Source organism: Streptomyces sp. NPDC032472, assembly GCF_040636955.1.
Lineage (GTDB): Bacteria > Actinomycetota > Actinomycetes > Streptomycetales > Streptomycetaceae > Streptomyces.
In genome coordinates, this window is the sequence record NZ_JBEZVK010000001.1 from 32382 (window position 1) to 58796 (window position 26415).

15 protein-coding genes are annotated in these 26415 nt (G+C 71.6%); 7 read left to right on the forward strand and 8 right to left on the reverse strand.

Going from position 1 to position 26415, the window contains the following annotated elements:
- The first annotated feature begins 66 nt into the window (after positions 1–66).
- Both AB0F11_RS00155 and AB0F11_RS00160 read left to right on the forward strand, forming a co-directional pair.
- The gene (locus AB0F11_RS00155) at positions 67–4497 is read left to right on the forward strand and encodes a polymorphic toxin-type HINT domain-containing protein (protein ID WP_362166471.1); all 4431 of its coding nucleotides are present in this window, start codon (positions 67–69) and stop codon (positions 4495–4497) included.
- An 11-nt stretch (positions 4498–4508) separates the two neighbouring features.
- Positions 4509–5165: a hypothetical protein gene (locus AB0F11_RS00160; protein ID WP_362166473.1), complete on the forward strand. Its 657-nt coding sequence runs from the start codon at positions 4509–4511 to the stop codon at positions 5163–5165.
- 84 nt (positions 5166–5249) lie between these two features.
- Here AB0F11_RS00160 and pyk read toward each other — a convergent pair whose 3' ends face one another.
- The 3 genes from pyk to pta form a co-directional block, all read right to left on the reverse strand.
- Complete coding sequence (gene pyk, locus AB0F11_RS00165) at positions 5250–6680, reverse strand: pyruvate kinase (protein ID WP_362166476.1); 1431 nt, start codon at positions 6678–6680, stop codon at positions 5250–5252.
- Positions 6681–6743: 63 nt separating this feature from the next.
- A complete protein-coding gene (locus AB0F11_RS00170) occupies positions 6744–7961 on the reverse strand; it encodes an acetate kinase (protein WP_362166478.1) in 1218 nt (405 codons plus the stop codon).
- A gap of 67 nt (positions 7962–8028) precedes the next feature.
- Positions 8029–10131 carry a phosphate acetyltransferase gene (gene pta, locus AB0F11_RS00175; RefSeq protein WP_362166480.1) on the reverse strand — a complete coding sequence of 701 codons (2103 nt, stop codon included), beginning with the start codon at positions 10129–10131 and terminating at the stop codon, positions 8029–8031.
- Positions 10132–10364: 233 nt separating this feature from the next.
- Here pta and AB0F11_RS00180 point away from each other — a divergent pair, with 233 nt between their 5' ends.
- Both AB0F11_RS00180 and AB0F11_RS00185 read left to right on the forward strand, forming a co-directional pair.
- A complete protein-coding gene (locus AB0F11_RS00180) occupies positions 10365–11390 on the forward strand; it encodes an ATP-dependent 6-phosphofructokinase (protein WP_362166482.1) in 1026 nt (341 codons plus the stop codon).
- Between the two features lie 239 nt (positions 11391–11629).
- Complete coding sequence (locus AB0F11_RS00185; protein ID WP_362166485.1) at positions 11630–13642, forward strand: hypothetical protein; 2013 nt, start codon at positions 11630–11632, stop codon at positions 13640–13642.
- Between the two features lie 50 nt (positions 13643–13692).
- Here AB0F11_RS00185 and AB0F11_RS00190 read toward each other — a convergent pair whose 3' ends face one another.
- A complete protein-coding gene (locus tag AB0F11_RS00190; RefSeq protein ID WP_362166769.1) occupies positions 13693–14316 on the reverse strand; it encodes a helix-turn-helix transcriptional regulator in 624 nt (207 codons plus the stop codon).
- Positions 14317–14726: 410 nt separating this feature from the next.
- On the opposite strand from AB0F11_RS00190, the gene AB0F11_RS00195 reads away from it, so the two are divergent.
- Positions 14727–15146: a MerR family transcriptional regulator gene (locus AB0F11_RS00195; RefSeq protein WP_362166486.1), complete on the forward strand. Its 420-nt coding sequence runs from the start codon at positions 14727–14729 to the stop codon at positions 15144–15146.
- A complete protein-coding gene (gene trxA, locus AB0F11_RS00200; protein WP_362166488.1) occupies positions 15143–15511 on the forward strand; it encodes a thioredoxin in 369 nt (122 codons plus the stop codon). The genes AB0F11_RS00195 and trxA overlap by 4 nt, the downstream gene beginning before the upstream one ends.
- Here trxA and glgB read toward each other — a convergent pair.
- The 4 genes from glgB to AB0F11_RS00220 form a co-directional block, all read right to left on the reverse strand.
- Complete coding sequence (glgB, locus tag AB0F11_RS00205; protein ID WP_362166491.1) at positions 15501–17819, reverse strand: 1,4-alpha-glucan branching enzyme; 2319 nt, start codon at positions 17817–17819, stop codon at positions 15501–15503. The genes trxA and glgB overlap by 11 nt on opposite strands.
- The gene (locus AB0F11_RS00210; protein ID WP_362166493.1) at positions 17816–19276 is read right to left on the reverse strand and encodes a maltokinase; all 1461 of its coding nucleotides are present in this window, start codon (positions 19274–19276) and stop codon (positions 17816–17818) included. Before AB0F11_RS00210 ends, glgB begins: the two co-directional genes overlap by 4 nt.
- Positions 19277–19478: 202 nt before the next feature.
- Positions 19479–21173 carry a maltose alpha-D-glucosyltransferase gene (treS, locus tag AB0F11_RS00215; RefSeq protein ID WP_362166495.1) on the reverse strand — a complete coding sequence of 565 codons (1695 nt, stop codon included), beginning with the start codon at positions 21171–21173 and terminating at the stop codon, positions 19479–19481.
- On the reverse strand, positions 21170–23164 hold the full coding sequence (locus AB0F11_RS00220; RefSeq protein ID WP_362166498.1) for an alpha-1,4-glucan--maltose-1-phosphate maltosyltransferase: 1995 nt from the start codon (positions 23162–23164) through the stop codon (positions 21170–21172). The genes treS and AB0F11_RS00220 overlap by 4 nt, the downstream gene beginning before the upstream one ends.
- A 545-nt stretch (positions 23165–23709) precedes the next feature.
- Between AB0F11_RS00220 and glgP the strand changes: the two genes are divergently transcribed.
- Entirely contained in the window at positions 23710–26364 is a 2655-nt protein-coding gene (gene glgP, locus AB0F11_RS00225; protein ID WP_362166499.1) for an alpha-glucan family phosphorylase, read from the forward strand.
- Positions 26365–26415: the final 51 nt, after the last annotated feature.

Genomic DNA, 26415 nt, shown 5'->3' on the forward strand with positions numbered 1-26415 from the left:
ATGCGCAAGAATGCTCAGAACGCTCAGCTGCCCAGAAGTCGTCGTTTCGGCTCCTGGACCCGCCTGTTGACCACCACCGCCATGGCCACGGCCGCGGCGGTCACTTTCACTGGAAGTGGCCTCCAGCCATCGGCAGGTGCGATGCACGCCGCGGCTCTGGCCGACGAGGCCACGCCTTTCGACCCTGCTGCGGCACAGAAAGTCCGCGAGGCTCAATGCCTGCTCGGCAACGTGCTACGCAAGGGTGGGTCAGAAATGAAAGCCGTCGCCCGTACAGGGTTGAACGGCACAGATTCCGAACTGCTCGCCGCCGCGGCGCGCAACTACTGGGAGACCACGCCTCTCTCGACTGCGTACAAAGCAGACCATGCCGCTGCAAACGCCAAGTTCGACGAGCTGGACGCCAGGAGCAAGGCTTGGCAAGCCTCCCTGTACATGTACGACATTCCGCCCGGCTACTCGCAAGCCGGATTCCAATGGCCGCCGAAGGATCCCACCATCTTCATGGCCACTGGCTATGCCGAATGGATTGCCGGACGGCATTGGCAGGATGAAAGCGACTTCTATGCAGATCCGCACCCGTTGGCGAGCAAGGAGTCCGTTGACGCGGCCAAGAAGATCGCGCAATCACTGTACTACCCGGCGACCGGCGAAAACTACGAGGACCGCAAGGAGTGGGAATGGCACATGGTGGGATCTACCCCCATGTATGCCGACGACGCCCGTATCTTCCTGCAGAACGGCGGCTTCCCCACCAGTGCTCCCGCCCCGGACTCGATGGAATTCCGCATTGATGTGGAGCAGCTCAAAGCGCGCTTCGCGTCCTGCGCGACCAGTAACCCGCCAGACCCGCACAAGGTCCTGAACAACGAATTGGCGGTCGCGTCCCAGGAGTGGCAGTCCGAAGTAGCCGGGCAGCGCAGTCAGCGGGACTCGATCCTCGGGGCCGAGCAGGCCGCTTCGAAGGACCTCCAGATCGCCGCCCAGGCCATGGCCGAGGCACTCGGCCAGTCCATGATCGCGAGCCGGCTGATCGACTGGGAGGCACACTTCCTCAAGGTTCCGGAAGGCAGCGGACGGCCGCTGGCGAGCGAGTTCACCAAGGCCCGGACCGGGATCGAGCAGGCTCAGGCCCGCGCGACCGGGCGGCTGTACGTGGCCTCGCGCGCGGCCCAGGATGCCGAAACACAGGCTGCCAAGGTGACCACCGCGCAGAACGCGGCGTACGCGATAGCCGACAAGGCAGGCCTGCCCCGCGGCCGCGGTCTCCTCTACGGCCAGCAGGCGGCGCAGGTCACCAAGGCATCGGCGGCTGCCGCCCAGGCGGCGGCCAAGGCCACCGAGACCGCGCTGAACGCGACGCGGGCCTCGGCTGCCGACAGCAAGACCCTGAACTCGCTGGCGATGACGCAGGCGCATGCCTCGAAGGCGGAGTTCCGCCGTAAGGCCGCCGAGGAGGCTGCAGCCCAGGCGAAGGCCTCGGCGGAGGGCGCCGCGGCGCAGGCGGTGAAGGCCGCGGAGAACGCTACGAAGGCCAAGGCAGCGCAGGTCAAGGCGGAGAACGCCGAAAAGGAGGCCAAGACCGCGGCGGCGGACGCGAAGGCCAAACGGGAGAAGGCCGAGGCGGAGCGGGACTACGCCAAGTCGCAGAAGGAGCTTGCCGAAGCGGAGCGGGCGAAAGCCGCGACGGCGGAGGCCAGGGCCCAGACCCAGCGGACCGAGGCGGGGAACAAACTGGCCGCGGCGCAGACCGCGGGAACCACGGCCGAGAACAAGATGAAGGAAGCGGTCGACGCCGAGAAGAAGGCCGTAACGGCCCGGAACAAAGCGGTCGACGCGGAACAGCAGCGTGACGCCCTGGAGGCCAAGGCCTACGCCAAGGAGTCGAAGGCCGCCGCGGACGAGGGCACGGACGCGGCCGAAGCGTCCCGTACCGCGGCCACCGCCGCACGCACCGCTGCCGACAACGCGGCCACGGCAGCGACGGCCGCACGGGCCGAGGCAAACACCGCGACCGAGGCCGCGACCAACGCGAGAGCGGCGGCTACCCGTGCCCAGGGGGCGGCAAAGCGCGCCCAGGCGGCGGCCGACGCGGCCAAGAGGGACGTCGCGGTGACTGAGGCCGCCGTCCAGAAGGCGCATGCGGCGGCGGCCGACGCCATCGATGCGTCGGACGCGGCCAAGTGGAACGCGATCACCGCGAAGTCGCAGGCAGAGACGGCCCATCAGAAGGCGGAGAAGGCCAAGACGGACGCCACGGTGGCCCGCAGCGAAGCGGTGGCGGCCGGAGCCGAATCCATCCGTACGGCCGGATTCGCCTTCGCCACCGCGCAGGCGGCCGTGGCCGCCAGTGAGTCGGCGATGCAGGTGGTCAAGCCGGCCAACGACGCCATCGAGCTGGGCTCTCCGTACAAGGAGACCGATTCCTCGGCGGGTCTGGCCGTGCTGACAGGCCAGGCCTCGAAGACGGCGGCGGAGCAGCAGGCGGCCCTGGCCCAGGCCAAGGCGGACCAGGCCGGCAAGGCTGCGGCCGAAGCGAAGAAGCTCGCCGAGCAGGCGGACTCCGACGCCAAGGCGGCGGCGGAGGCTGCGCTGCAGGCGGCCGACTGGGCTGCCAAGGCAGCCAAGTCGGCGCAGGCCACGCAGGCCTCGGCCAACGAGGCGGCGACGGCGGCGAAGGCAGCAAAGGCGGCCGAGACCAGGACCGTCGAGTACAACCGGCAGGCCACGGCGGACGCCGCTGCGGCCAAGACCGCGGCCACCACGGCAGGTACCTATGCCTCCGCCGCGGACGCCGCGGCCACGGACGCGGAGCGCGACGCCGCTTCCGCCCGCAAGGCGGCCACGGCGGCGGAGACCGACGCGGCGACCGCTAACACGGTCGCGACCAAGGCCGAGAACGACGCCACCACGGCGGAGGCGGCGGCGACCCGGGCCCAGGAAGCAGCGAAGGAGGCACAGGACGCGGCGACCCGCGCGGAGAACCAGAAGAGCCGCGATGCCATCACCACGGGTGGTGTGACCGGCTTCAAGGGTGTGTTCATCCGCCCCAAGATCGAACCGATTGGAGACCCGGTCGACCAGAACAAGTGCGTCCTGGACATCGGGTTCGACGGTTGCACGGTGAAGTTCAAACTGACCTACAACCTCACCATCGACTTCTACCAGTGCACGGACCCGGCAGCCTCGGAGCACGTGACCGAGGCGAACTGCCCGGCCGAGTACGTGACCTGGATCGATGCCCAGAACATGGGTGTACAGACGTACTTCAAGGATGTGTACTTCAGCCGGCTGGAGATCGCCCTGATCTTCGACAAGGTGTTCCTGAAGACCCTCTGGCAGATGCTCACGGACGACTTCTTCAATTGCGCCAAGGGTGATCTCAAGGCGTGCGTGTCGGCGGGCATCGACCTGGCCATGGGCACCGCAAGCAAGCGGATGGAACTCCTCATGGAGGCAATGCAGGCATACCGCGTCGTGATGAAGACCGGCGCCAGCCTGGAGGAGGCCAGGGCGCTGGCCAAGAAGGCCGAGATGGACCCCAGCACGGTCGCCGCTATCGAGCGCGAGGTCGATCTGTCCCAGCGGCTGTTCGGCTCCTGCAAGCGGAACAGCTTCCCCGCGTCGGTACCCGTACTCATGGCGGACGGTTCGCACAAGCCGATCGGGTCGGTGCGGGTCGGCGACGTGGTGATGGCAGGCGATACCGCTTCGGGTACGGCCAGGCCGGAACAGGTGACTGCCGCCTTCCGGCACGACACGAGCCGGCTGATCGACATCACCCTGGCTGACGGCAGCCGCCTGAGCACCACGGCGGGCCATCGGCTTTTCGTCGCGGGCCGCGGCTGGACCTATGCCTCGGACCTGGTGGTGAATGACCGGCTGCGGGATCCGGCCGGCCGGGAGCAGGTGATCGCAACTCTGGGTGATCGCGGGAACATCACTCCCGTGGACGTGTTCGACCTCACCGTCGACGGCCTGCACACCTTCTTCGTTCAGGCCGGCGGCGCAGCGCCGGTGGACGTGCTCGTCCACAACTGCCTGGACATCGTCGGTGACGAGGGTGTTTCGGGTGCCCACACCATGTCGGACCATGTCGGTCTAGACCGGGCGAAGATTCTGGAGAAGCTGAAGAAGAGCGCGGACGTCACTGAGTGGACTGATGAGGCCACCGCGGTTTCCTCCGTGCGACAGGCCTTCGATGAGTGGAGCCAGGTCCCTGGCAACCAGGACAAACTGCTCGCGTGGCTGAAGGCGCAGCAGAAGAAGACGAGCTTCGATCCGCGCACCGACCTCTTCCAGATCCAATGGGAGTTGCGTGGCCAAGGCTCCCTGGGCAAGGTGTGGCGGTCCGGCCCGCCGGATGCCCAAGGCAATCCCACCATCGTTTCGACGCCGGTAGGGAACACGGTGATCATCCAGATCAAACAGGTGAAGAAGAAGGTCGACGGCAAACATCAGGACGGGTACGTCGTGTACACGACCTACCCGAAGTAAAGGACGCACTGGTGAAGCAGGTTCCTCGCCGACTCGGTTCGGACATCGGGCTCAGCGGCTTGATGAAAACGTTCCACTACCCACGGACGAACAGGATGTCCATCGCTCTGGCCCACGTGGGGTGGTTCGCGGAGCGCGAGGACGGCGCGTTCGCCCATCAGCTGCTGGATGACACCAAGCGGCTACTGGCTTCGGACCTGTCCGGCCCGGAGCTGTCCGCGCTGTGGCAGGCGGGGACGTTCCGGGACTTCGATCTCGAAGCCTGCGGGATCGAGGGACGCCAGTGGCTCACCTGGATCGAGGAGGTCGCCGAGTACCGCATCACCTGGAACATCGGTGAGGCACCCGTCCCGCTGGATCCGCCGCCCGCTCGCGGGCTGGCAGAAGCGGTGCTGGGCGAGATCGCCTCAGTGGCCCAGGATCTGGAGTCGGCCACGGCCGGGCACTCCTACGCCGCGGTGCCCGGTGTGGTTCCGGCGCTGCGACGGGTCGTCGTCGACGTAGATCCGGATCTCGGGTTCCGGCTGTTGCTGCGCGTGCTCAAGTCCTACTTCGTGCCGGTCGGCCCCACGCGCGTGGCGGCGTACCACGCGCTGGCGGAGCCGCTGGGTCTGGAGGGGGCGGTCGTCGGGGACGGCGATTTCAACGTCCGGCCCGATCTCGGCTGAGCAGCCGGAGAACACCGAGGGCGGCACCCCTGATCCTTCGCGGATCCGGGGTGCCGCCCTCGGTCTCTGTGCGGCAGAGTCGGGTCAGGAACCCGCGGTCCCGCCCAGGTGGTGCACCCGGACCATGTTGGTCGTGCCGGGGACGCCGGGGGGCGAGCCGGCCGTGATGACCAGGGTGTCGCCGGCGTTGTAGGCGTTCAGCTTCACCATCTCGGAGTCCACCAGCTCGACCATCGCGTCGGTGTTGTCCACGTGCGGGACGACGTACGACTCGACGCCCCAGCTCAGGGTGAGCTGGTTGCGGGTGTTGACGTCGGTGGTGTACGCCACGATCGGCTGCGCCGCGCGGTAGCGCGAGAGCCGGCGGGCCGTGTCGCCGGACTGGGTGAAGGCGACCAGCGCCTTGCCGTCGAGGAAGTCGGCGATCTCGCAGGCCGCACGGGCTACGGAGCCGCCCTGGGTGCGGGGCTTCTTGCCCGGGACCAGCGGCTGCAGGCCCTTGGAGAGCAGCTCCTCCTCGGCCGCGGCGACGATCTTCGACATCGTCTTGACGGCCTCGATCGGATAGGCGCCGACCGAGGACTCGGCCGACAGCATGACCGCGTCCGCGCCGTCGAGGATGGCGTTGGCGACGTCGGAGGCCTCCGCGCGGGTCGGGCGGGAGTTGGTGATCATCGACTCCATCATCTGGGTGGCGACGATGACCGGCTTGGCGTTGCGGCGGCACATCTCGATGAGGCGCTTCTGCACCATCGGGACCTTCTCGAGCGGGTACTCGACGGCCAGGTCGCCGCGGGCCACCATGACCGCGTCGAAGGCCGCGACCACGGCCTCCATGTTCTCCACGGCCTGGGGCTTCTCGACCTTGGCGATGACCGGGACCCGGCGGCCCTCCTCGTCCATGACGCGGTGGACGTCCTTGACGTCGTTGGCGTCGCGGACGAAGGACAGCGCGACCATGTCGCAGCCCATCCGCAGGGCGAAGCGGAGGTCGTCGACGTCCTTCTCCGACAGGGCGGGGACGTTCACGGCGGCACCGGGCAGGTTGATGCCCTTGTGGTCGGAGATGACCCCGCCCTCGATGACGATGGTCTTGACCCGCGGGCCTTCGACCTCGGTCACCCGCAGCTCGACGTTGCCGTCGTTGATCAGGATCTGGTCGCCCTTGGCGACGTCGCCCGGCAGCCCCTTGTAGGTGGTGCCGCAGACGGACTTGTCGCCCGGGACGTCCTCGGTGGTGATGGTGAACTCGTCACCGCGCACCAGCTCGACCGGGCCCTCGGCGAAGGTCTCCAGACGGATCTTCGGACCCTGGAGGTCGGCGAGGACGCCGACCGCGCGCCCGGTGTCCGCGGAGACCTTCCGGACGCGGTCGTACCGCTCCTGGTGTTCTGCCTGGGATCCGTGGCTGAAGTTGAAACGGGCCACGTTCATACCTGCCTCGATGAGTGCTTTCAGCTGCTCATACGAGTCGACGGCGGGGCCCAGCGTGCAGACGATTTTGGAACGGCGCATGGAGCGGATCCTATCGGGTTTGTTTCGAAGCGGAATATTCCGTCTGGTGGAAACCACAAGTGACTACTGGGTAACCAGCGCGTACGCCTGAGCAGCGATCTCCAGCTCCTCATCGGTCGGGACCACGGCCACGGCCACCCGCGAGTGTTCCGCGGAGACCAGCCGGGCCTGCGGCGAGCGCACGGCATTGGCCTCGGGGTCCAGCACGAGGCCCAGCTCCGCCAGGCCGTCGATCGCGGCCTCGCGCACCGGGTGGGCGTTCTCGCCGACCCCGGCCGTGAAGGCCACCGCGTCCACCCGGCCCAGCACCGCCGCGTACGCGCCGATGTACTTCTTCAGACGGTGGACGTACGCCGCGAAGGCGAGCCGCGCCGCCTCGTCGCCCTCGCCCGCGCGCCGCAGCACCTCGCGCATGTCGTTGTCGCCGCACAGCCCCAGCAGACCGCTCTTCTTGTTCAGGAGCGAATCGATCTCATCCACCGAGAAGCCGCCCACCCGCGCCAGGTGGAAGACGACCGCCGGGTCCAGGTCGCCCGAACGGGTGCCCATGACCAGGCCCTCCAGCGGGGTCAGGCCCATCGAGGTCTCCACGCACACCCCGCCCCGCACGGCCGAGGCCGAGGCCCCGTTGCCCAGGTGCAGCACGATCACGTTCACCTCTTCGACCGGCCTGCCCAGCAGCGCGGCCGTGGCCCGCGAGACGTAGGCGTGCGAGGTGCCGTGGAAGCCGTAGCGCCGGATCGCGTACTTCTCCGCGGTCGCGGCGTCGATCGCGTACCGGGCCACGTGCTCGGGCATCGTCGAGTGGAAGGCCGTGTCGAAGACCGCCACCTGCGGGACGTCGGGGCGCAGCGAGCGGGCCACCTCGATGCCGGTGACGTTCGCCGGGTTGTGCAGCGGGGCCAGCGGGATCAGGCTGCGGATCTCCGCCAGCACCTCGTCGTCGATGACCGTCGGGGCGGTGAACCGGGTCCCGCCGTGCACGACGCGGTGCCCGACGGCGGCCAGCTCGGGGGAGTCCAGGCCCATCCCGTCGGCGGCGAGCTCCTCGGCGACCGCCTGCAGCGCGGCCCCGTGGTCGGCGATCGCGCCCACCCGCTCCCGCCGGCCGCCCGCGGCGCCCGGCCCGGCCAGCGGTTCGTGCACCAGCCGCGAGGCCGCCTCGCCGATCCGCTCCACCAGGCCGACGGCCAGACGGGAGGAGTCCGTCATGTCGAGCAGCTGGTACTTCACCGACGAGGAGCCGGAGTTGAGGACGAGGACGCGCGATGCGGTGGTCACGGTGGGAGGTCTTTCCTTCGGGTGGGGTGACGTGAGGGGAGGGGCGGGGCTGCGGGACGGGGTGCGGTCAGGCGGTGGGGGACGCGGCCGGCGCCGGGGCGCCCCCGCCCTGCGCCTGGATCGCGGTGATCGCCACGGTGGTGACGATGTCCTGCACCAGAGCGCCGCGCGAGAGGTCGTTGACCGGCTTGCGCAGGCCCTGGAGCACCGGGCCGACCGCTACGGCGCCCGCCGAGCGCTGCACGGCCTTGTAGGTGTTGTTGCCCGTGTTGAGGTCGGGGAAGATCAGCACGGTCGCCCGGCCGGCCACGTCGGACCCGGGGAGCTTGGTCGCGGCGACCGACGGCTCGACGGCGGCGTCGTACTGGATCGGGCCCTCGATCAGCAGGTCGGGCCGCTGTGCGCGGACGATCTCGGTGGCCTTGCGGACCTTGTCCACGTCCGCGCCGCTGCCCGAGGTGCCGGTGGAGTACGAGAGCATCGCGATCCGCGGCTCGACGCCGAAGGCGGCCGCGGTCGCCGCCGACTGCACGGCGATGTCGGCGAGTTGCTCGGCGTTGGGGTCCGGGTTGACCGCGCAGTCGCCGTACACGAGCACCTGGTCGGCCAGGCACATGAAGAAGACGGAGGAGACGATCGAGGCCTCCGGCTTGGTCTTGATGATCTCGAAGGCGGGCCGGATCGTGGCCGCGGTGGAGTGCACCGAGCCGGAGACCATGCCGTCGGCCAGCCCCTCCTGGACCATCAGGGTGCCGAAGTAGTTGACGTCGGTGACCACGTCGGCCGCCAGGTCGACCGTCATGCCCTTGTGGGCGCGGGCCCGGGTGTAGAACTCGGCGAACCGCTCGCGCAGCGGCGAGGTCGCCGGGTCGATCAGCTGCGCCCCAGAGATGTCGACGCCCAGGTCCGCGGCCTTCTTCAGGATCGCCTGCTCCTCGCCCAGCAGGGTCAGCTCGCACACCCCGCGGCGCAGCACCACGTCCGCGGCACGCAGCACGCGCTCCTCGGTGCCCTCGGGCAGCACGACGCGGCGCCGGTCGGAGCGGGCCCGCTCCAGCAGCTCGTGCTCGAACATCATCGGGGTCACCCGCTCGGAGCGGGCCACCGACAGCACCCGGCGCAGCTCGGCGGTGTCCACGTGCCGCTCGAACAGGCCGAGCGCGGTCTCGAGCTTGCGCGGGGTGGCGGTGTTCAGCCGGCTCTGCAGCGAGAAGAGCTCGGCGGCGGTCGGGAAGCTGTTGCCGGCCACCGACACCACGGGCGTGCCCGGCGCCAGCTTCGAGGCCAGGGTCAGGATGTCCGGGCTCGGCCGCTCGTTCAGGGTCAGCAGCACGCCCGCGATCGGCGGCGTGCCCGAGGTGTGCGCGGCGAGCGCGCCGACGACCAGGTCGGAGCGGTCGCCGGGGGTGACGACCAGACAGCCCGGGGTCAGGGCGCCCAGGAAGTTCGGCAGCATGGCCCCGCCGAAGACGAAGTCGAGGGCGTCGCGCGCCAGTCCGGCGTCGTCGCCGAGGAGCACCTCGCCGCCGAGCGCCCGGGTGATCTGGGCGACGGTCGGGGCGGAGAGCGACTTGTCCTCCGGCAGCACGTAGCAGGGCACGGGCAGCCGGGCGGCAAGCCGCTCGGCTATGGGGTCCCGGTCCTCGGCGGCCACCCGGTTGACCACCATCGCCACGACGTGGCAGCCCAGGCTCTCGAAGGCCCGGTAGGCGCTGCGGGCCTCGGCGCCCACCGCCTCTGCCGGCGCCTTGGCGCCGCCGACGACGGGCACGACGACGGCCCCCAGCTCGTTGGCGAGGCGGGCGTTGAGCGCCAGCTCGTCGGGGAGGTTGGTGTCGGCGTAGTCGGTGCCGAGGACGAGCATGACCTCGTAGTCGCGGGCCGCGCGGTGGTAGCGGTCGACGAGCCGGGAGACGAGCTCGTCCGTGCCCTTCTCGGCCAGGATGGCCGAGGCCTCCTGGTACTCCATGCCGTAGGCCGTCGAGGCGTCCTGTTCGAGGCGGTAGCGGGACCGCAGCAGCTCGAAGAGCCGGTCGGGTGCGTCGTGCAGCAGCGGCCGGTAGACGCCGACGCGCGCCGTCTGGCGGGTCAGCAGCTCCATGATCCCCAGCTCGACGACCTGCCGGCCGTCCCCCCGCTCGATACCGGTCACGTACACGCTGCGCGTCACGCGGGCTCTCCGTCCGTCGTCCTCGTCGATTTTCCCCGATAGGGTGGTCTTTCCCTCTTGACAATACCTCCGCCGATGGATAGGGCGCCCCCCGGGAAAGGGCCTTTCAGGGCGGGACGAAAGGCCCGGTACGGGGGCGCGTGGCGCCGCGGGGCACGTGGACAAGTGGACAAGTGGAAACAAGTGGAAGAATCAGACACGCTTCACCAACCAGGAGCAGGAGACACAGGACGATGCGCATCGGAGTTCTCACAGCAGGCGGCGACTGCCCCGGCCTGAACGCTGTCATCCGGTCGGTCGTGCACCGTGCCCTGGTCGGGCACGGCGACGAGGTCATCGGCTTCGAGGACGGCTTCAAGGGCCTCCTGGACGGCCACTACCGCCCCCTCGACATCAACGCGGTCAGCGGGATCCTGGCCCGCGGCGGCACCATCCTCGGCTCGGCCCGCATGGAGCGCGCCCGCCTGCACGAAGCCGCCGAGAACGCACAGGAGCTGGCCACGCGGTACGGCCTGGACGCCCTCATCCCGATCGGCGGCGAGGGCACCCTGACCGCCTCCCGGATGCTGTCCGACGCCGGGATGCCGGTGGTCGGCGTCCCGAAGACCATCGACAACGACATCTCCGCCACCGACCGCACCTTCGGCTTCGACACCGCCGTCACCGTGGCCACCGAGGCCATAGACCGTCTGAAGACCACCGCCGAGTCGCACCAGCGCGTGATGGTCGTCGAGGTCATGGGCCGGCACGCGGGCTGGATCGCCCTGGAGTCCGGCATGGCCGGCGGCGCCCACGGGATCTGCCTGCCGGAGCGCCCCTTCGAGGTGGACTCGCTGGTGAAGATGGTGGAGGAACGCTTCGCCCGCGGCAAGAAGTTCGCGGTCGTCTGCGTCGCCGAGGGCGCGCACCCGGCCGAGGGCTCCATGCCGTACGAGAAGGGCGAGATCGACGCGTACGGACACGAGCGCTTCGCCGGCATCGGCAACCGGCTCGCCGTCGAGCTGGAGCACCGCCTCGGCAAGGAGGCCCGCCCGGTCATCCTCGGCCACGTCCAGCGCGGCGGCGTCCCCACCGCGTACGACCGCGTCCTCGCCACCCGCTTCGGCTGGCACGCCGTGGAGGCCGTCCACCGCGGCGACTTCGGCAACATGACGGCCCTGCGCGGCACCGACATCGTCATGGCCCCGCTGGCCGCGGCCGTCACCGAGCTGAAGCGGGTCCCGGAGAACCGCATGTACGAGGCCGAATCGGTCTTCTGACGCACCGCCGGGCCCTGTCGCACTGCCCTGCAGAGCCCCCACAGAGCCCCTGCAGAGCCCCTGCAGAGCCCCCGGAGAGCCCCCTTCTCCGGGGGGCTTCCGTGTGCCTCGTACACCGACCGTTATGATCCGCTCCGGGGGTCGGCCGGGGGGCGAGTCGGGTGTTGAGGGACCGTGCCGTGATGCCGGGTCCCCGTCATCAGCAAGAGCCGTGCCCCGAGGGGAAGGTGCCCGATTTCGTGGCCACCCGTTCTGCCGTTCTGTCGCCCCACGGGGCCACGAGCCGCCCGGTCCCCGGTCCCGGCGCCCCGCCACCCGCCGGGCGCCGGTGGCCCGTCCTCGGCGCCGCCCTCGCCGCGTCCTGGGCCCTGCCGCTGCTGCTCCACCTTCTCGCCCTCGACTGGGTGCTGATCCCCGTCCTCGTGCTCGTGATCGCGAGCCTGGTCCGGGTGGGCGGGGTCCTCCTCGACCGGCTCGTGGTCGCCGCGTTCCTGCTGTGCGGCGCGGTGATGGCCTTCGGCCTGCTCTTCTCCGTCTGGCCGTGGGGGCCGGCCCCGGTGCCCACCGCCGGGCTGCTCCTGAGCGCCGTGTCCGCGTCCGGCTGGCTGGCCCGCCGCCGGCCGCGGCTGCCGCTGCGGCTGCGCGGTTCCGACTCCCTCGTGCTCGGCACCGTCGCCGTGGTGTGGTACTACCTCCACCGCCCCGTGGCCGGCAGGCCGGCCGTCGACCGGCTGGCGTACTTCGCCACCTCCGAGGACCGCTTCGGCCACTTCTCGTACTTCGACGCCATCCACCACGTCGGCGGCTACGCCTTCCTCCATCAGGAAGCCGCCCGCGCGTACATGATGACGCCGGCCGAGGCGGTCTACCCGCAGGGCTCCCACTTCCTGCTCGTCTGGCTCGACGTCCTGGTGAAGTCCTCCACCGACGGCGGCTCCGCCCTCGACATGACGTACCGCTACCTGCTCTACGTCCTCGCCGCCTACGCCCTGTTCTGCGGCGCGCTGGTGTGGGCCGCCCGCTGGATCGGCGGCCCGCGGCTGCGCGGCTGGCGCTCCGCCGCGGTGTGCGCGACCGTCGCGGCCGTGGCGATGTCCGGCTCGATGGCCGACCTCGTCGGGCGCGGCTTCGACTCCGAGACCATCGGTCTGCTGTTCCTGGCCGTCGCCCTTGCCCTGCTGGTGCGGCCCGCGATGGGCCGGGCGGAGTTCGCGCTGGCGGCCGTCGCCGGCCTGGTCACCGTCACGTACGTCTACAACCTGTACGGCGTCCTCGTCGGCATCGCCCTGGCCGCGGTCCTGATCGTGCACCGGCAGCGGTTCGCCCCGTGCCGCCGCCTGCTCCTCGGCGTGCTGGCGGCCGGCGGCTTCGTCGCCGGGCTGCCCACCGTCGCCTCCGTTCTGTCGAAGCTGGACGTGGCCAAGACCTCGAACCTGGCGGGCCCGATGGCCATCCCCGACCGGCCCGTCCTCATCGGCTGCGGCCTGCTGGCCCTGGTGGCTGCCTCGCTGCCGGTGAACCGCCGCACCGGCACCGGCCGGATGGTGCTCGCCGTGGCCCTGGGCGGCATCGCGGTCGTCGGCGGGTTCGGTGCCTGGCAGGAGTACACCATCGGCCGCATCTCGTACTACTTCGAGAAGTTGGCCGCGGCGGGCCTGGTCATCGGGGTGATCTCCCTCGGCCTGACCGGCCTGATGCTCCAGCCCGTCGTGGCGAAGGCGCCGCGCGGGCCGCGCCGGCACGCCGGCCTGCTGCTGCGCTCCGGCGTGGCCACGGCCGCCGCCCTCGCCCTGTTCGGCCACGTCCAGTGGGGCGTGCCGTCGGGGTGGGGCCACCCCTCCGCCTGGTACGGAACCCCGATGCTCGCGTGGGCCAAGGGTCAGGGCAGGAGCGACATCGGCCCGGCGGCGGAGGCGCTGACCGGACGAGACCTGGTGGACGCCGATACGCCCGTGATCGCCCTCTACGGCAACGACCCGTACCTGAACCTGAGGGCGACCTTCCTCGCCCAGCTCCTCACCCACCGCGCGGGCGTCATGGTGGGGCTGTACGAGGTCTACGGCGTGAAGATCGGCGGCCCGGCCGTCGACGAGAAGGAGTACCAGGCCTCGCTGGCCCGTCTCAAGGAGGCGATCGCCGCGTGCCCCGCCCCGCCGAGGATCCTGGTCGGCGACCGGAAGACGGCCGAGCGGCTCGGGCGCGACCTCGCCGGCACGCGTGCCGGGCCGGTCGTGTACGCGCCGCTGGGCTAGCGCACGGCGCGGGAAGCGCGGGCGCGGCTACGGGGCGGGAGGCGCGCGGTCTACTCCGTGCCCGAGGCGAAGGACCAGAAGCGGGGCACGATGTCCGCGAGGAACTCGCGGCCCGCGTCGCCCGTGGCGGCCTCGCCGGCGGCCCCGCCCCAGCTGAGGGTGGCCACCATCGTGGACTGGTACTCGGCGTGCAGCCGCTCCAGCACCGGCTCCAGGTGCTGCTTGGGCACCGGCAGCAGTTTGGCGAGCGGCTTGACGTACGCCTGCCAGCGCGTGGTGGCCGCGCTGCGCAGGATCTCGGCGAGCTCGTCCTGCTTGCCGGTGGCCGCCACGAACTGCGCCAGCGTCAGGCCGAGGGCCTGGGCCAGGGCGACGGACTGCCGCTCGTTGCCCTTCCAGCGTCCGCTGTCCTCCATCTTCTGGTAGGAGCCCGTGTCCAGCCCGATCCGCCGGGCCAGTTCGTCCGCGGCGAGCCCCCGGGCCATCCGGTGCTCCCGCAGGCTCACCGGCTCGGCGAGCAGTTCCCCGGGCGCGCACCACAGCACGCCGGCGAGTGCGGTCAGCTCTGCGGAACTCGGCGATACCTCGCCGCGCTCCCAGGCCATCACGGTCTCGGGATCGACGACCAGGCCGTACTGCGCACGCAGGCCGTAGGCGACGTGGCCGGGTGCCATGCCCAGGGCCGCGCGCAGTCGGCGGGCGGCGGGGGCATTGAAGGGTGGGCTGGATTGCACACGCCACACCGTAGAAGTGGCCAAGGGGTGGCGACTACAGACCGTTCAAACAAGGCCAGAACTCGTAGGAAACTCCTATGGAGTTCCGTGCATTCGTCCGGTTTTCTGGCGACTGTCCGGTAATCGGTGCCCTACCTAGATCCACTTCCGAGCGTACGGTTCCGGCCAGCCGCTGCGATACCCCTGTACGCGATCTTCACGGATTCCGCGCACACTCCCCGTGAACCCATGGCCCATCCCCTACGTGATCCATACCGGGGCCCTCGCATACGGGGGTGGCGAGGGCCCCGCCCCGCCCCCGCCCCCCTCTCCCTTGCCTTGACGTCCGCGTCAAGGATTACGGTCGCTGCATGCGCATCGGCGAACTGGCAGAGCGGGCCGGGACCAGCACCCGGACCCTGCGGTACTACGAGTCGCGCGGCCTGCTGCCCGCGCGGCGGGCCGCGAACGGCTACCGCAGCTACGACGAGCAGGACCTGCGCCTGCTGCGGCAGATCCGCATCCTCCAGGACTTCGGCTTCGACCTGGAGGAGACCCGTCCGTTCGTCGACTGCCTGCGCGCCGGCCACCCCGCCGGGGACTCCTGTCCGGCGTCCCTGGCCGTCTACCGGCGCAAGCTCGCCGAGCTCGACGCGCTGATCGGCCGGCTGGCCGATGTGCGCGAGCAGGTGGCGCACCAGCTCGCGGAGGCCGAGCAGGCCGTCGGGGAGGCCGCCGTGCCGCGCTGCGAAATGACCGTCCACATGCCCGAGGGAAGAGGGAAGAGATGATCCACGCCGCTGGTGTTGCGGAAGTGACCGACGCCGACTTCGAGGCGGAGGTGCTCGGCGAGCGCGGCCGGCCCGTCCTCGTCGAGTTCACCGCGGACTGGTGCGGGCCCTGCCGGCAGCTCGCCCCCGTGCTCTCCGCCGTCGCCGCCGAGCAGGCCGACCGGCTCAAGGTCGTCCAGATCGACGCGGACACCAACCCCGCCACCGTCACCCGCTACGGGGTGCTGTCCATGCCGACCCTGATCGTCTTCCGCGACGGCGAGCCCGTGCAGCAGATGGTCGGGGCCCGGCCCAAGCGCCGCCTGCTCCAGGAGCTCGAAGCGGTGACGGCGGCGCCGGGCCCGGCCGTGGCGGCTACGGCCTGAACCAGACCGTGGCCAGCGGCGGGAGCGTCAGGCGCAGGCTCGCCGGGCGGCCCTGCGCCGGCACGGGCTCGGGCCGCAGCGGCTGCGCATGGCGCACACCGCTGCCGCCGTAGAGCTCCAGGTCCGTGTTGAGGACCTCCCGCCACAGCGGCACCTCCTCCGGGACGCCGACCCGGTAGCCGTGCCGCACCACCGGCGAGAAGTTCGACACGCACAGCAGCTGCGAACCGTCGTGCGCGTACCGCAGGAAGGCGAAGACGTTGTCGTCCGCCGCGTCCGCGTCGACCCACGCGAAGCCCTCCGGCACGGTGTCCCGCTCCCACAGGGCGGGCGCCGCCGCGTAGGTCCGGTTCAGGTCGCGCACCAGGGTCCGCACGCCCTGGTGGTCCCCGGCCGCCGAATAGGCAGGGTCCAGCAGCCACCAGTCCGGCCCGCTCGACTCCGACCACTCGCTGCCCTGGGCGAACTCCTGCCCCATGAACAGCAGCTGCTTGCCCGGGTGGGCCCACATGAAGCCCAGGTACGCCCGGTGCGAGGCCCGCTGCTGCCACCAGTCCCCGGGCATCCTCGACACCAGCGAGCCCTTGCCGTGCACCACCTCGTCGTGGGAGATCGGCAGCACGTAGTTCTCGCTGTACGCGTACACCATCCCGAAGGTCATGTCGTGGTGGTGGTACTTGCGGTGCACCGAGTCCTTCGACACGTACCGCAGCGTGTCGTGCATCCAGCCCATGTTCCACTTCAGCCCGAAGCCGAGCCCGCCCACGTCCGTCGGGCGGGTCACGCCCTCCCACGCCGTGGACTCCTCCGCGATGGTCACCACGCCCGGGCAGCGCCGGTAGACGACCGCGTTCATCTCCTTCAGCAGCGCCACGGCGTCCAGGTTCTCCCGCCCGCCGTGCTCGTTGGGCGCCCACTCGCCCTCGCCCCGGGAGTAGTCCAGGTAGAGCATGGAGGCCACCGCGTCCACCCGCAGCCCGTCCACGTGGAACTCCTGGCACCAGTACACGGCGTTGGCGACGAGGAAGTTGCGGACCTCCTTGCGGCCGTAGTCGAACTCCAGCGTCCCCCAGTCGGGGTGCGCCGCCCGCCGCGGGTCCTGGTGCTCGTACAGCGGCCGCCCGTCGAACTCGGCCAGCGCCCAGTCGTCGCGCGGGAAGTGCGCCGGCACCCAGTCGACGATCACCCCGATCCCCGCCAGGTGCAGCGCGTCCACCAGCGCCCGGAAGTCGTCCGGGCTGCCCATCCGCGAGGTCGGCGCGTAGTAGCCGGTGACCTGGTAGCCCCAGGAGCCGCCGAAGGGGTGCTCGGCGACCGGCATCAGCTCCACGTGCGTGAAGCCGAGCTCCTTGACGTACGCGGGCAGCTGCTCGGCCAGCTCCCGGTAGGACAGCCCCGGCCGCCAGGAGCCCAGGTGCACCTCGTACACCGAGAACGGGGCCTGGTGCACCGGGCGGGCGCCGCGGGTCGCCATCCACCGTTCGTCGCGCCAGCGGTGGTGCGAGGCCGTGACGATCGAGGCGGTGGCCGGCGGGACCTCCGCGCGCTGCGCCATCGGGTCGGCCCGCACGGTGTGGCTGCCGTCCGGGCGCGTGATGTCGTACTTGTACAGCGTGCCCTCGCCCACCCCCGGCAGGAACAGCTCCCACACCCCCGAGGAGCCGAGCGAGCGCATCGGCTGGCCCACCGGGTCCCAGTGGGAGAAATCCCCGGTGACCCGGACGCCCTGTGCGTTCGGCGCCCACACCGTGAAGCGGGTGCCGGCCACCCCCTGGTGCTCCATCGGCCGGGCGCCGAGCGCCGTCCACAGCTCCTCGTGCCGGCCCTCGCCGATCAGGTGCAGGTCCAGCTCGCCGAGCGCGGGCAGGAAGCGGTACGGGTCGTGCACCTCGATCTCGTCGCCGTCGTACGCCACGAGCAGCCGGTAGTCCGGCACCTCGGCCAGCGGCAGCAGCCCCGAGAACAGCCCGTCGCCGTCGTCGTGGAGCCCGGCCCGCAGGCCCTTGGCGATGACGGTGACGGCCTTGGCGTACGGGCGCAGCACCCGGATGGCCACTCCGCCCCGCCGGGCCCGGGCCCCGAGCACCGCGTGCGGATCGTGGTGGCGGCCCTCCAGCAGCCGGGCCCGTTCCTCGGCGCCGAGCGCGGGCGCCGGCCGCACCCCGTGCGGCGGCGCGGGGGACCGGCGGGCCCTGGGCGTACGGGCGCTGCGCGCGGGCGCGGGGGCGGACCCGGCTGCGGCCGGGGGCGCGGCCGCGGGTGCGGCCTCGGCGCGGACGGTCGGTGACGGTCGTCGTGCGGCGCTCACGCGAGCGGCCTCCTCGGGGGCTTCGGGCGGGGGTGGGGGGCGGGACTGCCGGGCGGCGGGGACGGCGGCACGCGGTGGGCCGGGCGCTCCCGTTCGGCGAGGCGGCGGATGGCCGCCATCGGGACGTGCAGCCAGTCGGGGCGGTGCCGGGACTCGTAGCGGGCCTCGTAGACCGCCTTGTCGGTCTCGTACGCGCGCAGCAGGACCGGGTCCTCGCGCGGGTCGCGGCCGGTGGTGCGGGCGTAGCCCTCGCAGAACGCGGCCCGGCAGGCGTCCGCCCAGGCGGGGGCGAAGGGGCGGTGGGAGCGGGCCGCGTAGTCGAACGAGCGCAGTATCCCGGCGATGTCGCGCACGGCGGGTTCGGGCCGGCGGCGGTCCGCGAGCGGCCGGGCCGGCTCGCCCTCGAAGTCGATCAGGGCCCAGCTGCCGTCGGCGGTGCGCAGGGTCTGGCCCAGGTGCAGGTCGCCGTGGATCCGCTGGGCGGGCACCCCGCTCCCGCGGGAGGCGGCCAGGGCGTCGAAGGCGCCGCGCAGCCCGTCCTCGTACGGCCGCAGCGCGGGCACCTCGCGGACGGTGGCCGCGAGCCGGGCCGTCATCCCGGCGGCGAGCCGGGCGGTCTGCTCGGGGTCCAGCGCGAGGGTGGGCAGGGCGGTGGCGAGCGCGCTGTGCACCTCGGCGGTGGCCCGGCCCAGGGCGTGCGCCTCGGCGGTGAAGTCGGCGCCCGTGCCGAGCCGGCGCAGCGCCAGCTGCCAGCCGTCGTCGGACCCGCGCAGGTAGGGCTGGAGCACGCCCAGGGTCAGCGGCTCGGCGCCGGCCAACTCGGCCTCGTACCAGGCGACCGGCGCGGGGACGCGGGTGCAGCCGGCGGCGGCGAGCGCTCTGGGCAGCTCCAGGTCCGGGTTGACGCCGGGCCCGACCCGGCGGAAGACCTTCAGGATGTGCGAATCCCCGTAGATCAGGGAGGAGTTGGTCTGCTCTCCGGACAGCGGCCGCGGGGTGCTCCCGTCGGGGATCAGGGCGGCCGGGTCCCGGTCGAAGCGGAGCGGGCCGTGGCTGCCGGGGGTGCGCAACCGTTCCAGCAGCAGCGTGGCGAGCCGCGGGTCGCCGAGCCCCTCGTAGACGGCGTGGCCGGCGTACGGGCCCTGCTCGGCATGGCCGATGAGGGCGGGCGCCAGGGCCGGCGGGAGCGGCGCGGGGCGCACCCCGAGCAGCAGCTGGTAGCAGTCCGCGGCCCCGTCGGCGCAGTCCACGCCGACGAGCAGGTGCAGCAGCCCGGGGGTTGTCCCGGGCGGCAGCAGCTCGACGGCGCTGACCAGGCGGAGGCGGGTGATCGCGCGCCCCTTGCCGGCGAACCAGCGCTGCCCGGGCAGCCAGGCCCGCAGCATGGCCTCCAGCGGTTTGAGCGGGACGGCGGCCAGGCTGCCCTGGCGGCTCCGGGCGGATGCAGCCTCCGACATGGCGTCGCGTCCTTTCCCCGGGCCGTCACAGAATGCGCAGAGTGTCCCGGATGGCGAGGGTTGCTGTCCGGTGGTGGGTGAGTGTCGGGTCAGGATGATCCGTACAGGGGCGGGCCGTTGACCCGTTCGTGTTGCCCGCCCCCTGGGGCGTGCGGCGCCGGTTCGTTCCCGCGAGGGTGCGCGTCCCGGCCGGCGCCCGCGCCTACTCGCCCCGCAGGCGGAACCAGTAGAAGCCGTGCCCCGCGAGGGTGAGCAGGTACGGCCACTCGCCGATCGGCGGGAAGCGCACGTCGCCCGTGAGCTCCACCGGGACCCGCCCGTTGAACGACCGCAGGTCCAGCTCGGTGGGCTGGGCGAAGCGGGAGAAGTTGTGCACGCACAGCACGAGGTCGTCGCCGTACTCGCGCAGGAACGCCAGCACCGCCGGGTTGGACGACGGCAGTTCGGTGTACGAGCCGAGGCCGAAGGCCGGGTTCGCCTTGCGGACCTCGATGAGCCTGCGGGTCCAGTGCAGCAGCGAGGACGGCGAGGACATCGCCGCCTCTACGTTGGTGACCGTGTACCCGTAGACCGGGTCCATGATGATGGGCAGGTTCAGCCTGCCCGGATCGCAGGACGAGAAACCCGCGTTGCGGTCGGGGGTCCACTGCATCGGGGTGCGGACCCCGTCGCGGTCGCCGAGCCAGATGTTGTCGCCCATGCCGATCTCGTCGCCGTAGTAGAGGATCGGCGAGCCGGGCAGGGACAGCAGCAGGGCGGTGAACAGCTCGATCTGGTGCCGGTCGTTGTCGAGGAGCGGGGCGAGCCGGCGCCGGATGCCGATGTTGGCCCGCATGCGCGGGTCCTTGGCGTACTCGGCGTACATGTAGTCGCGCTCTTCGTCCGTGACCATCTCGAGCGTGAGCTCGTCGTGGTTGCGCAGGAAGATGCCCCACTGGCAGCGGTCCGGGATCTGCGGGGTCTTGGCCAGGATCTCGGAGACCGGGTAGCGGGACTCTCTTCGGACGGCCATGAAGATGCGCGGCATGACGGGGAAGTGGAACGCCATGTGGCATTCGTCCCCGCCGGCGGCGTAGCTCCCGAAGTAGTCGACGACGTCCTCCGGCCACTGGTTGGCCTCGGCGAGCAGGACGGTGTCGGGGTAGTGCGCGTCGATCTCGGTGCGCACTCTCTTGAGGAACTCGTGGGTGCGGGGCAGGTTCTCGCAGTTGGTGCCCTCCTCGGCGAAGAGGTACGGCACGGCGTCGAGCCGGAAGCCGTCGATGCCGAGGTCCAGCCAGAAGCGCAGGGCGGAGATGATCTCCTCCTGCACGGCCGGGTTCTCGTAGTTGAGGTCGGGCTGGTGTGAGAAGAACCGGTGCCAGTAGTACTGCTTGCGAACCGGGTCGTAGGTCCAGTTCGACGTCTCGGTGTCGATGAAGATGATCCGGGCGTCCTGGTACTGCTTGTCGTTGTCCGCCCACATGTAGTAGTCGCCGTACGGGCCGTCCGGGTCCTTGCGGGACTGCTGGAACCACTCGTGCTGGTCGCTCGTGTGGTTCATGACGAAGTCGATGATCACACGCATGCCCCGCTGGTGCGCGGCGTCCACGAACTCCACGAAGTCGGCGAGGTCGCCGAACTCGGGGAGTACGGAGGTGTAGTCGGAGACGTCGTAGCCCCCGTCCCGCAGGGGCGAGGCGAAGAACGGCGGCAGCCAGAGGCAGTCGACGCCCAGCCACTGCAGGTAGTCCAGCTTCTGCGTGAGCCCCTTGAGGTCCCCGACGCCGTCGCCGTTGCTGTCGTGGAAGGAGCGGACCAGGACCTCGTAGAAGACGGCCCGCTTGAACCAGTCGGGGTCGCGGTCCTTGGCGGGGGTGTCCTCGAAGGTGTCGTGGACGGGATCGTTGATCATCATGTGGTGGGTGACCCTCCGGTGGGCGGGGACGGTCGCAGAGCGGCCAGTACGTGCGCGGGTGTGCGGCCCGGCTCTAGGCGCACGTAGTTCGCCCTGCCCCAGTGATAGGTCTCGCCGGTGAGCTCGTCGCGCACCGCGAGGGACCCGTGCCAGTCGAGGCCGAGTGCCGGCATGTCCAACGAGACGGTCGCCTCCTGGGTGTGGTGCGGATCGAGGTTGACGACCACCAGTACGGAATTGGCGCCCGCCCGCTTCGAATAGGCGATCACCTGGTCGTTGTCGGTCGAGTGGAAATGGATGTCGCGCAGCTGCTGCAGGGCGGGGTTGCGCCGGCGGACCCGGTTCAGCGTGGTGATCAGCGGGGCGATGGTCGTGCCGTCGCGGTCGGCGGCGGCCCAGTCGCGCGGCCGCAGCTCGTACTTCTCGGAGTGCAGGTACTCCTCGCTGCCCTCGCGGACCGGCGTGTTCTCGCACAGCTCGTAGCCGGCGTAGACGCCCCAGGTGGGGGAGAGGGTGGCGGCGAGGACGGCGCGGACCTCGAAGGCCGGGCGACCGCCGTGCTGGAGGTAGGCGTGCAGGATGTCCGGGGTGTTGACGAAGAAGTTCGGCCGCATGACGGATGCCGAACGGTCGTCGGAGAGCTCGGTCAGGTACTCGGTCAGCTCGGCCTTGGTGTTGCGCCAGGTGAAGTACGTGTAGGACTGCTGGAAGCCGATCGCGGCCAGTGCGCGCATCATGGCGGGCCGGGTGAAGGCCTCGGCCAGGAAGATCACGTCCGGGTCCGACTTGTTGATGTCCGCGATCACCTTCTGCCAGAAGACGACCGGCTTGGTGTGCGGATTGTCCACCCGGAAGATGCGGACGCCGTGGTTCATCCAGTGCCGCAGGATGCGGACCGTCTCCTCGACGATGCCGGCCATGTCGGTGTCGAAGTGGATCGGGTAGATGTCCTGGTACTTCTTCGGCGGGTTCTCGGCGTACGCGATCGTGCCGTCGGCGCGGTGGCGGAACCACTCCGGGTGCTTCTCCACCCACGGGTGGTCGGGCGAGCACTGGAGCGCGAAGTCCAGCGCGACTTCCAGCCGGAGCTCGCGGGCCCGGGCGACGAAGGCGTCGAAGTCCTCCAGGGTGCCCAGCTCCGGGTGGACGGCGTCGTGGCCGCCCTCCGTGGAGCCGATGGCCCACGGCACCCCCGGGTCCCAACTGCCCGCCGAGAGCGTGTTGTTCGGCCCCTTGCGGAAGGTGCTCCCGATCGGGTGGATCGGCGGCAGGTACACCACGTCGAAGCCCATGGCGGCGATGGCCGGAAGGCGCTCGGCCGCGGTGGCGAACGTTCCGCTCACCGGTGCGGCGCCGGGCTCGACGACGGCCCCCTCGGACCGAGGGAACATCTCGTACCAGGAGCCGAACAGCGCCCGCTTGCGCTCCACGAGCAGCGGCAGCCCCTTGGCGGCCGTGACCAGCTCCCGGTACGGGCGCCGGGCGAGCGCCTCCTCGGCCAGGGGGTCGAGGGCGGCCGCGTACCGCTCGGAGACCGGCCGGTCCTCGTCGCGCATCGCCTCGGCGGCGGCCCGCACGTGCGCCCGCCCGTCCCGCTTGGTGATCCTCGCGGCGGCCCGCTCGTACAGCTCGGCCCCCTCCAGCAGCGTCAGTCCCGGGTCGATCCCGGCGGGGATCTTCACCGCGGCGTGTGCCCGCCAGGTGGCCAGCGGATCGCTCCAGGCCTCGACGGTGTACGTCCACCTCCCCTCGGTGTCGGCGGAGACCCGGGCCCCCCACCGGTCGGTGCCGGGCGCGAGCTCGCGCATCGGCACCGGCGGCCGCAGCTTGCCGCTCGGGTCCCGGAGCACGACGTGGGCGGCGACGGCGTCGTGGCCCTCGCGGAACACGGTGGCGGAGATCTCGAAGACCTCGTCCACCACCGCCTTGGCGGGTCTGGCACCGCAGTCGACGGCGGGGCGGACGTCCAGGACGGGAATGCGACCGATCATGATGGGATCACCTGGGGGCAGTTCGCAGGGCTCGGTGTCAGCAGGCCGGCCGGGACACCGGCCGGTAGTGCACGCTCTGTTCGCTCTGTTTCTAGCCGCTCGGAGGACGGCTGGGCTGCGGGCATGGCCGCTCCTGTCCGCGTTCACTCGGGTGGCGGGAGAGGGTTGGGCGGGGTGTGCCGTGCAGGTACGCGGGGAGCCCTTCCCACTCTCGCGGCGCCCAATCCGCGCACTTGGTTAACTACTCGTACGTAGTCGCGCGGCCTCCACCAAGGCCCTGGCCGACTTCCGCCCAGGCTCCGTCAAGTCCGTCGGGACTACCGGAGGTACACCGGGAAAGCCCCCGCATCCGCCGGGGAACACACCCCGTCACAGGGGCCACCGGAACCACACGAAGGAGCGAGCCTCGTAAGGCGGTCAAGGGCGGCCCGAGGCGCCGTGGCAGCAGTACGGGGGCCGCGGCTAGCCTTCCGGGGGTGTTGTTGCGCGGGCGCACAGCGTGGTGCGACCGCTCCTGTCCGCCATTGCCTGCGAAGGTGGAACGCGTGAAGGCTATCCGTCGATTCACCGTACGCCCCGTACTCCCCGAACCCCTGCTGCCGCTCGCCGACCTCGCGCGCAACCTGCGCTGGTCGTGGCACACGGAGACCCGCGAACTCTTCCAATCCGTCGACCCCGAGGGCTGGCACGCAGCGGGCGGCGACCCCGTCCGGCTGCTCGGCTCCGCATCCGCCGCCCGGCTCGACGAGCTGGCCGGCGACCGGCGGTTCCTGCGCCGCCTCGCCGTCGCCGCCGCCGACCTCGACGACTACGTCCACGGCGCCCGCTGGTACCAGACCCACCAGGACGCCGCCGGCCTGCCCGCCGCCATCGCCTACTTCTCGCCCGAGTTCGGGATCACCGCCGCCCTGCCCCAGTACTCCGGCGGCCTCGGCATCCTGGCCGGCGACCACCTCAAGGCCGCCAGCGACCTCGGCGTCCCCCTCATCGGCGTCGGACTGCTGTACCGGCACGGCTACTTCCGCCAGTCCCTGTCCCGCGACGGCTGGCAGCAGGAGCACTACCCCGTCCTCGACCCCAACGAGCTCCCCCTGTCCCTGCTGCGCGACGCCGAGGGCACACCCGCCCGGGTGTCCCTGAGCCTGCCCGGCGGCCGGGCCCTGCACGCCCACGTCTGGCAGGCCCGCGTCGGCCGCGTCCCGCTGCTCCTGCTCGACTCGGACGTCGAGGACAACGACGCCGCCGCCCGCGAGGTGACCGACCGGCTCTACGGCGGCGGCAGCGACCACCGCCTGCTCCAGGAGATGCTGCTCGGCATCGGAGGTGTGCGCGCGGTGCGCACGTACTGCACCCTGACGGGGCACCCCGCCCCCGAGGTGTTCCACACCAACGAGGGACACGCCGGCTTCCTCGGGCTCGAGCGCATAAGGGAACTCGACGGGGAGCACGGCCTCGGCTTCGACGCGGCCGTCGAGGCCGTCCGGGCCGGCACCGTCTTCACCACCCACACCCCCGTCCCCGCCGGCATCGACCGCTTCGACCGGGCCCTGGTCGCCCGCCACTTCGGCACCGGCGCCGAGCTGGCCGGCGTACCCGTCGACCGGATCCTCGAACTGGGCGCCGAGACCTACCCCGGGGGCGACCCGGGCGTGTTCAACATGGCCGTGATGGGACTGCGCCTGGCCCAGCGCGCCAACGGCGTCTCCACCCTGCACGGCGCCGTCAGCCGCGGCATGTTCGCCGGGCTGTGGCCGGGATTCGACCCGGCCGACGTCCCCATCACCTCCATCACCAACGGCGTCCACGCGCCGACCTGGGTGGCACCCGAGGTCGTCCGGCTCGGGGCGCGCCAGATCGGCGCGGGCCGGACCGAGGACGCCCTCTCCGTGGGCGGCTCCCAGCGCTGGGACGCCGTCGCGGACATCGGCGACCAGGACATCTGGGACCTGCGCCGGGGCCTGCGCGAGCAGTTGGTGCTGGAGGTACGGGAGCGGCTGCGGGCCTCCTGGCGCCAGCGCGGGGCCGCCGAAGCCGAACTCGGCTGGGTGGACGACGTCCTCGACCCGGACGTCCTCACCATCGGCTTCGCCCGCCGCGTGCCCTCGTACAAGCGGCTCACGCTGATGCTGCGCGACGCCGAGCGGCTGCGCGGCCTGCTGCTCGACCCCGACCGGCCCGTGCAGATCGTCGTCGCGGGCAAGGCGCACCCGGCCGACGACGGCGGCAAGCGGCTGGTGCAGGAGCTGGTCCGCTTCGCCGACGACCCGCGGGTGCGCCACCGCATCGTCTTCCTGCCCGACTACGGCATGGCCATGGCGCAGAAGCTCTACCCGGGCTGCGACGTCTGGCTCAACAACCCGCTGCGCCCGCTGGAGGCCTGCGGCACGAGCGGGATGAAGGCCGCCCTCAACGGCTGCCTCAACCTCTCGGTGCTGGACGGCTGGTGGGACGAGTGGTTCGAGCCGGACTTCGGCTGGGCCATCCCCACCGCCGACGGACTCGGCCACGACGAGGACCGGCGCGACGACCTGGAGGCGGCCGCCCTCTACGAGCTGATCGAGGACCGGGTCGCGCCCCGGTTCTACGACCGCACCGGCCGCACCGGACTGCCCGTGCGCTGGATCGAGATGGTCCGGCGCACCCTGGCCTCCCTCGGCCCCAAGGTGCTCGCGGGGCGGATGGTGCGCGAGTACGTGGAGCGGCTGTACGCGCCGGCCGCGCGCGCCCACCGGGCGCTGAACCCGGAGGCGGCCCGGGACCTGGCCTGGTGGAAGGGGCGGGTCCGGGCGGCCTGGCCGCAGGTCGCCGTAGAGCACGTGGAGGCGCTGGCCGCGGCTCCCGTGAACGGCACCGCCGAACTCGGCGCCACCCTCACGCTGCGGGTGCGGGTGGCGCTCGACGCGCTGGCGCCCGAGGACGTGGAGGTGCAGGCCGTCGCCGGCCGGGTGGACGCACAGGACGTGATCCAGGGCGGGCGGCCGTTCCCGCTCAAGCCGGCCGCCGGACCGGACCTGGAGGGCCGCTGGACGTACGAGGGCCCGCTCGCCCTCGACCGCACCGGGCCCTTCGGCTACACCGTCCGGATCCTGCCCGCCCACCCGCTGCTGGCCTCCCCGGCCGAACTGGGACTGGTCGCCGCCCCGGCGGACGCCGGCGCGGCCGGTGACGCGGGCGCGCAGGACGGCGTACTGCTGCGCTAGCCGGCGTCGGCACCGGCTGCGGCACCGGCTGCGGCTCCGGCTGCGGCCGGG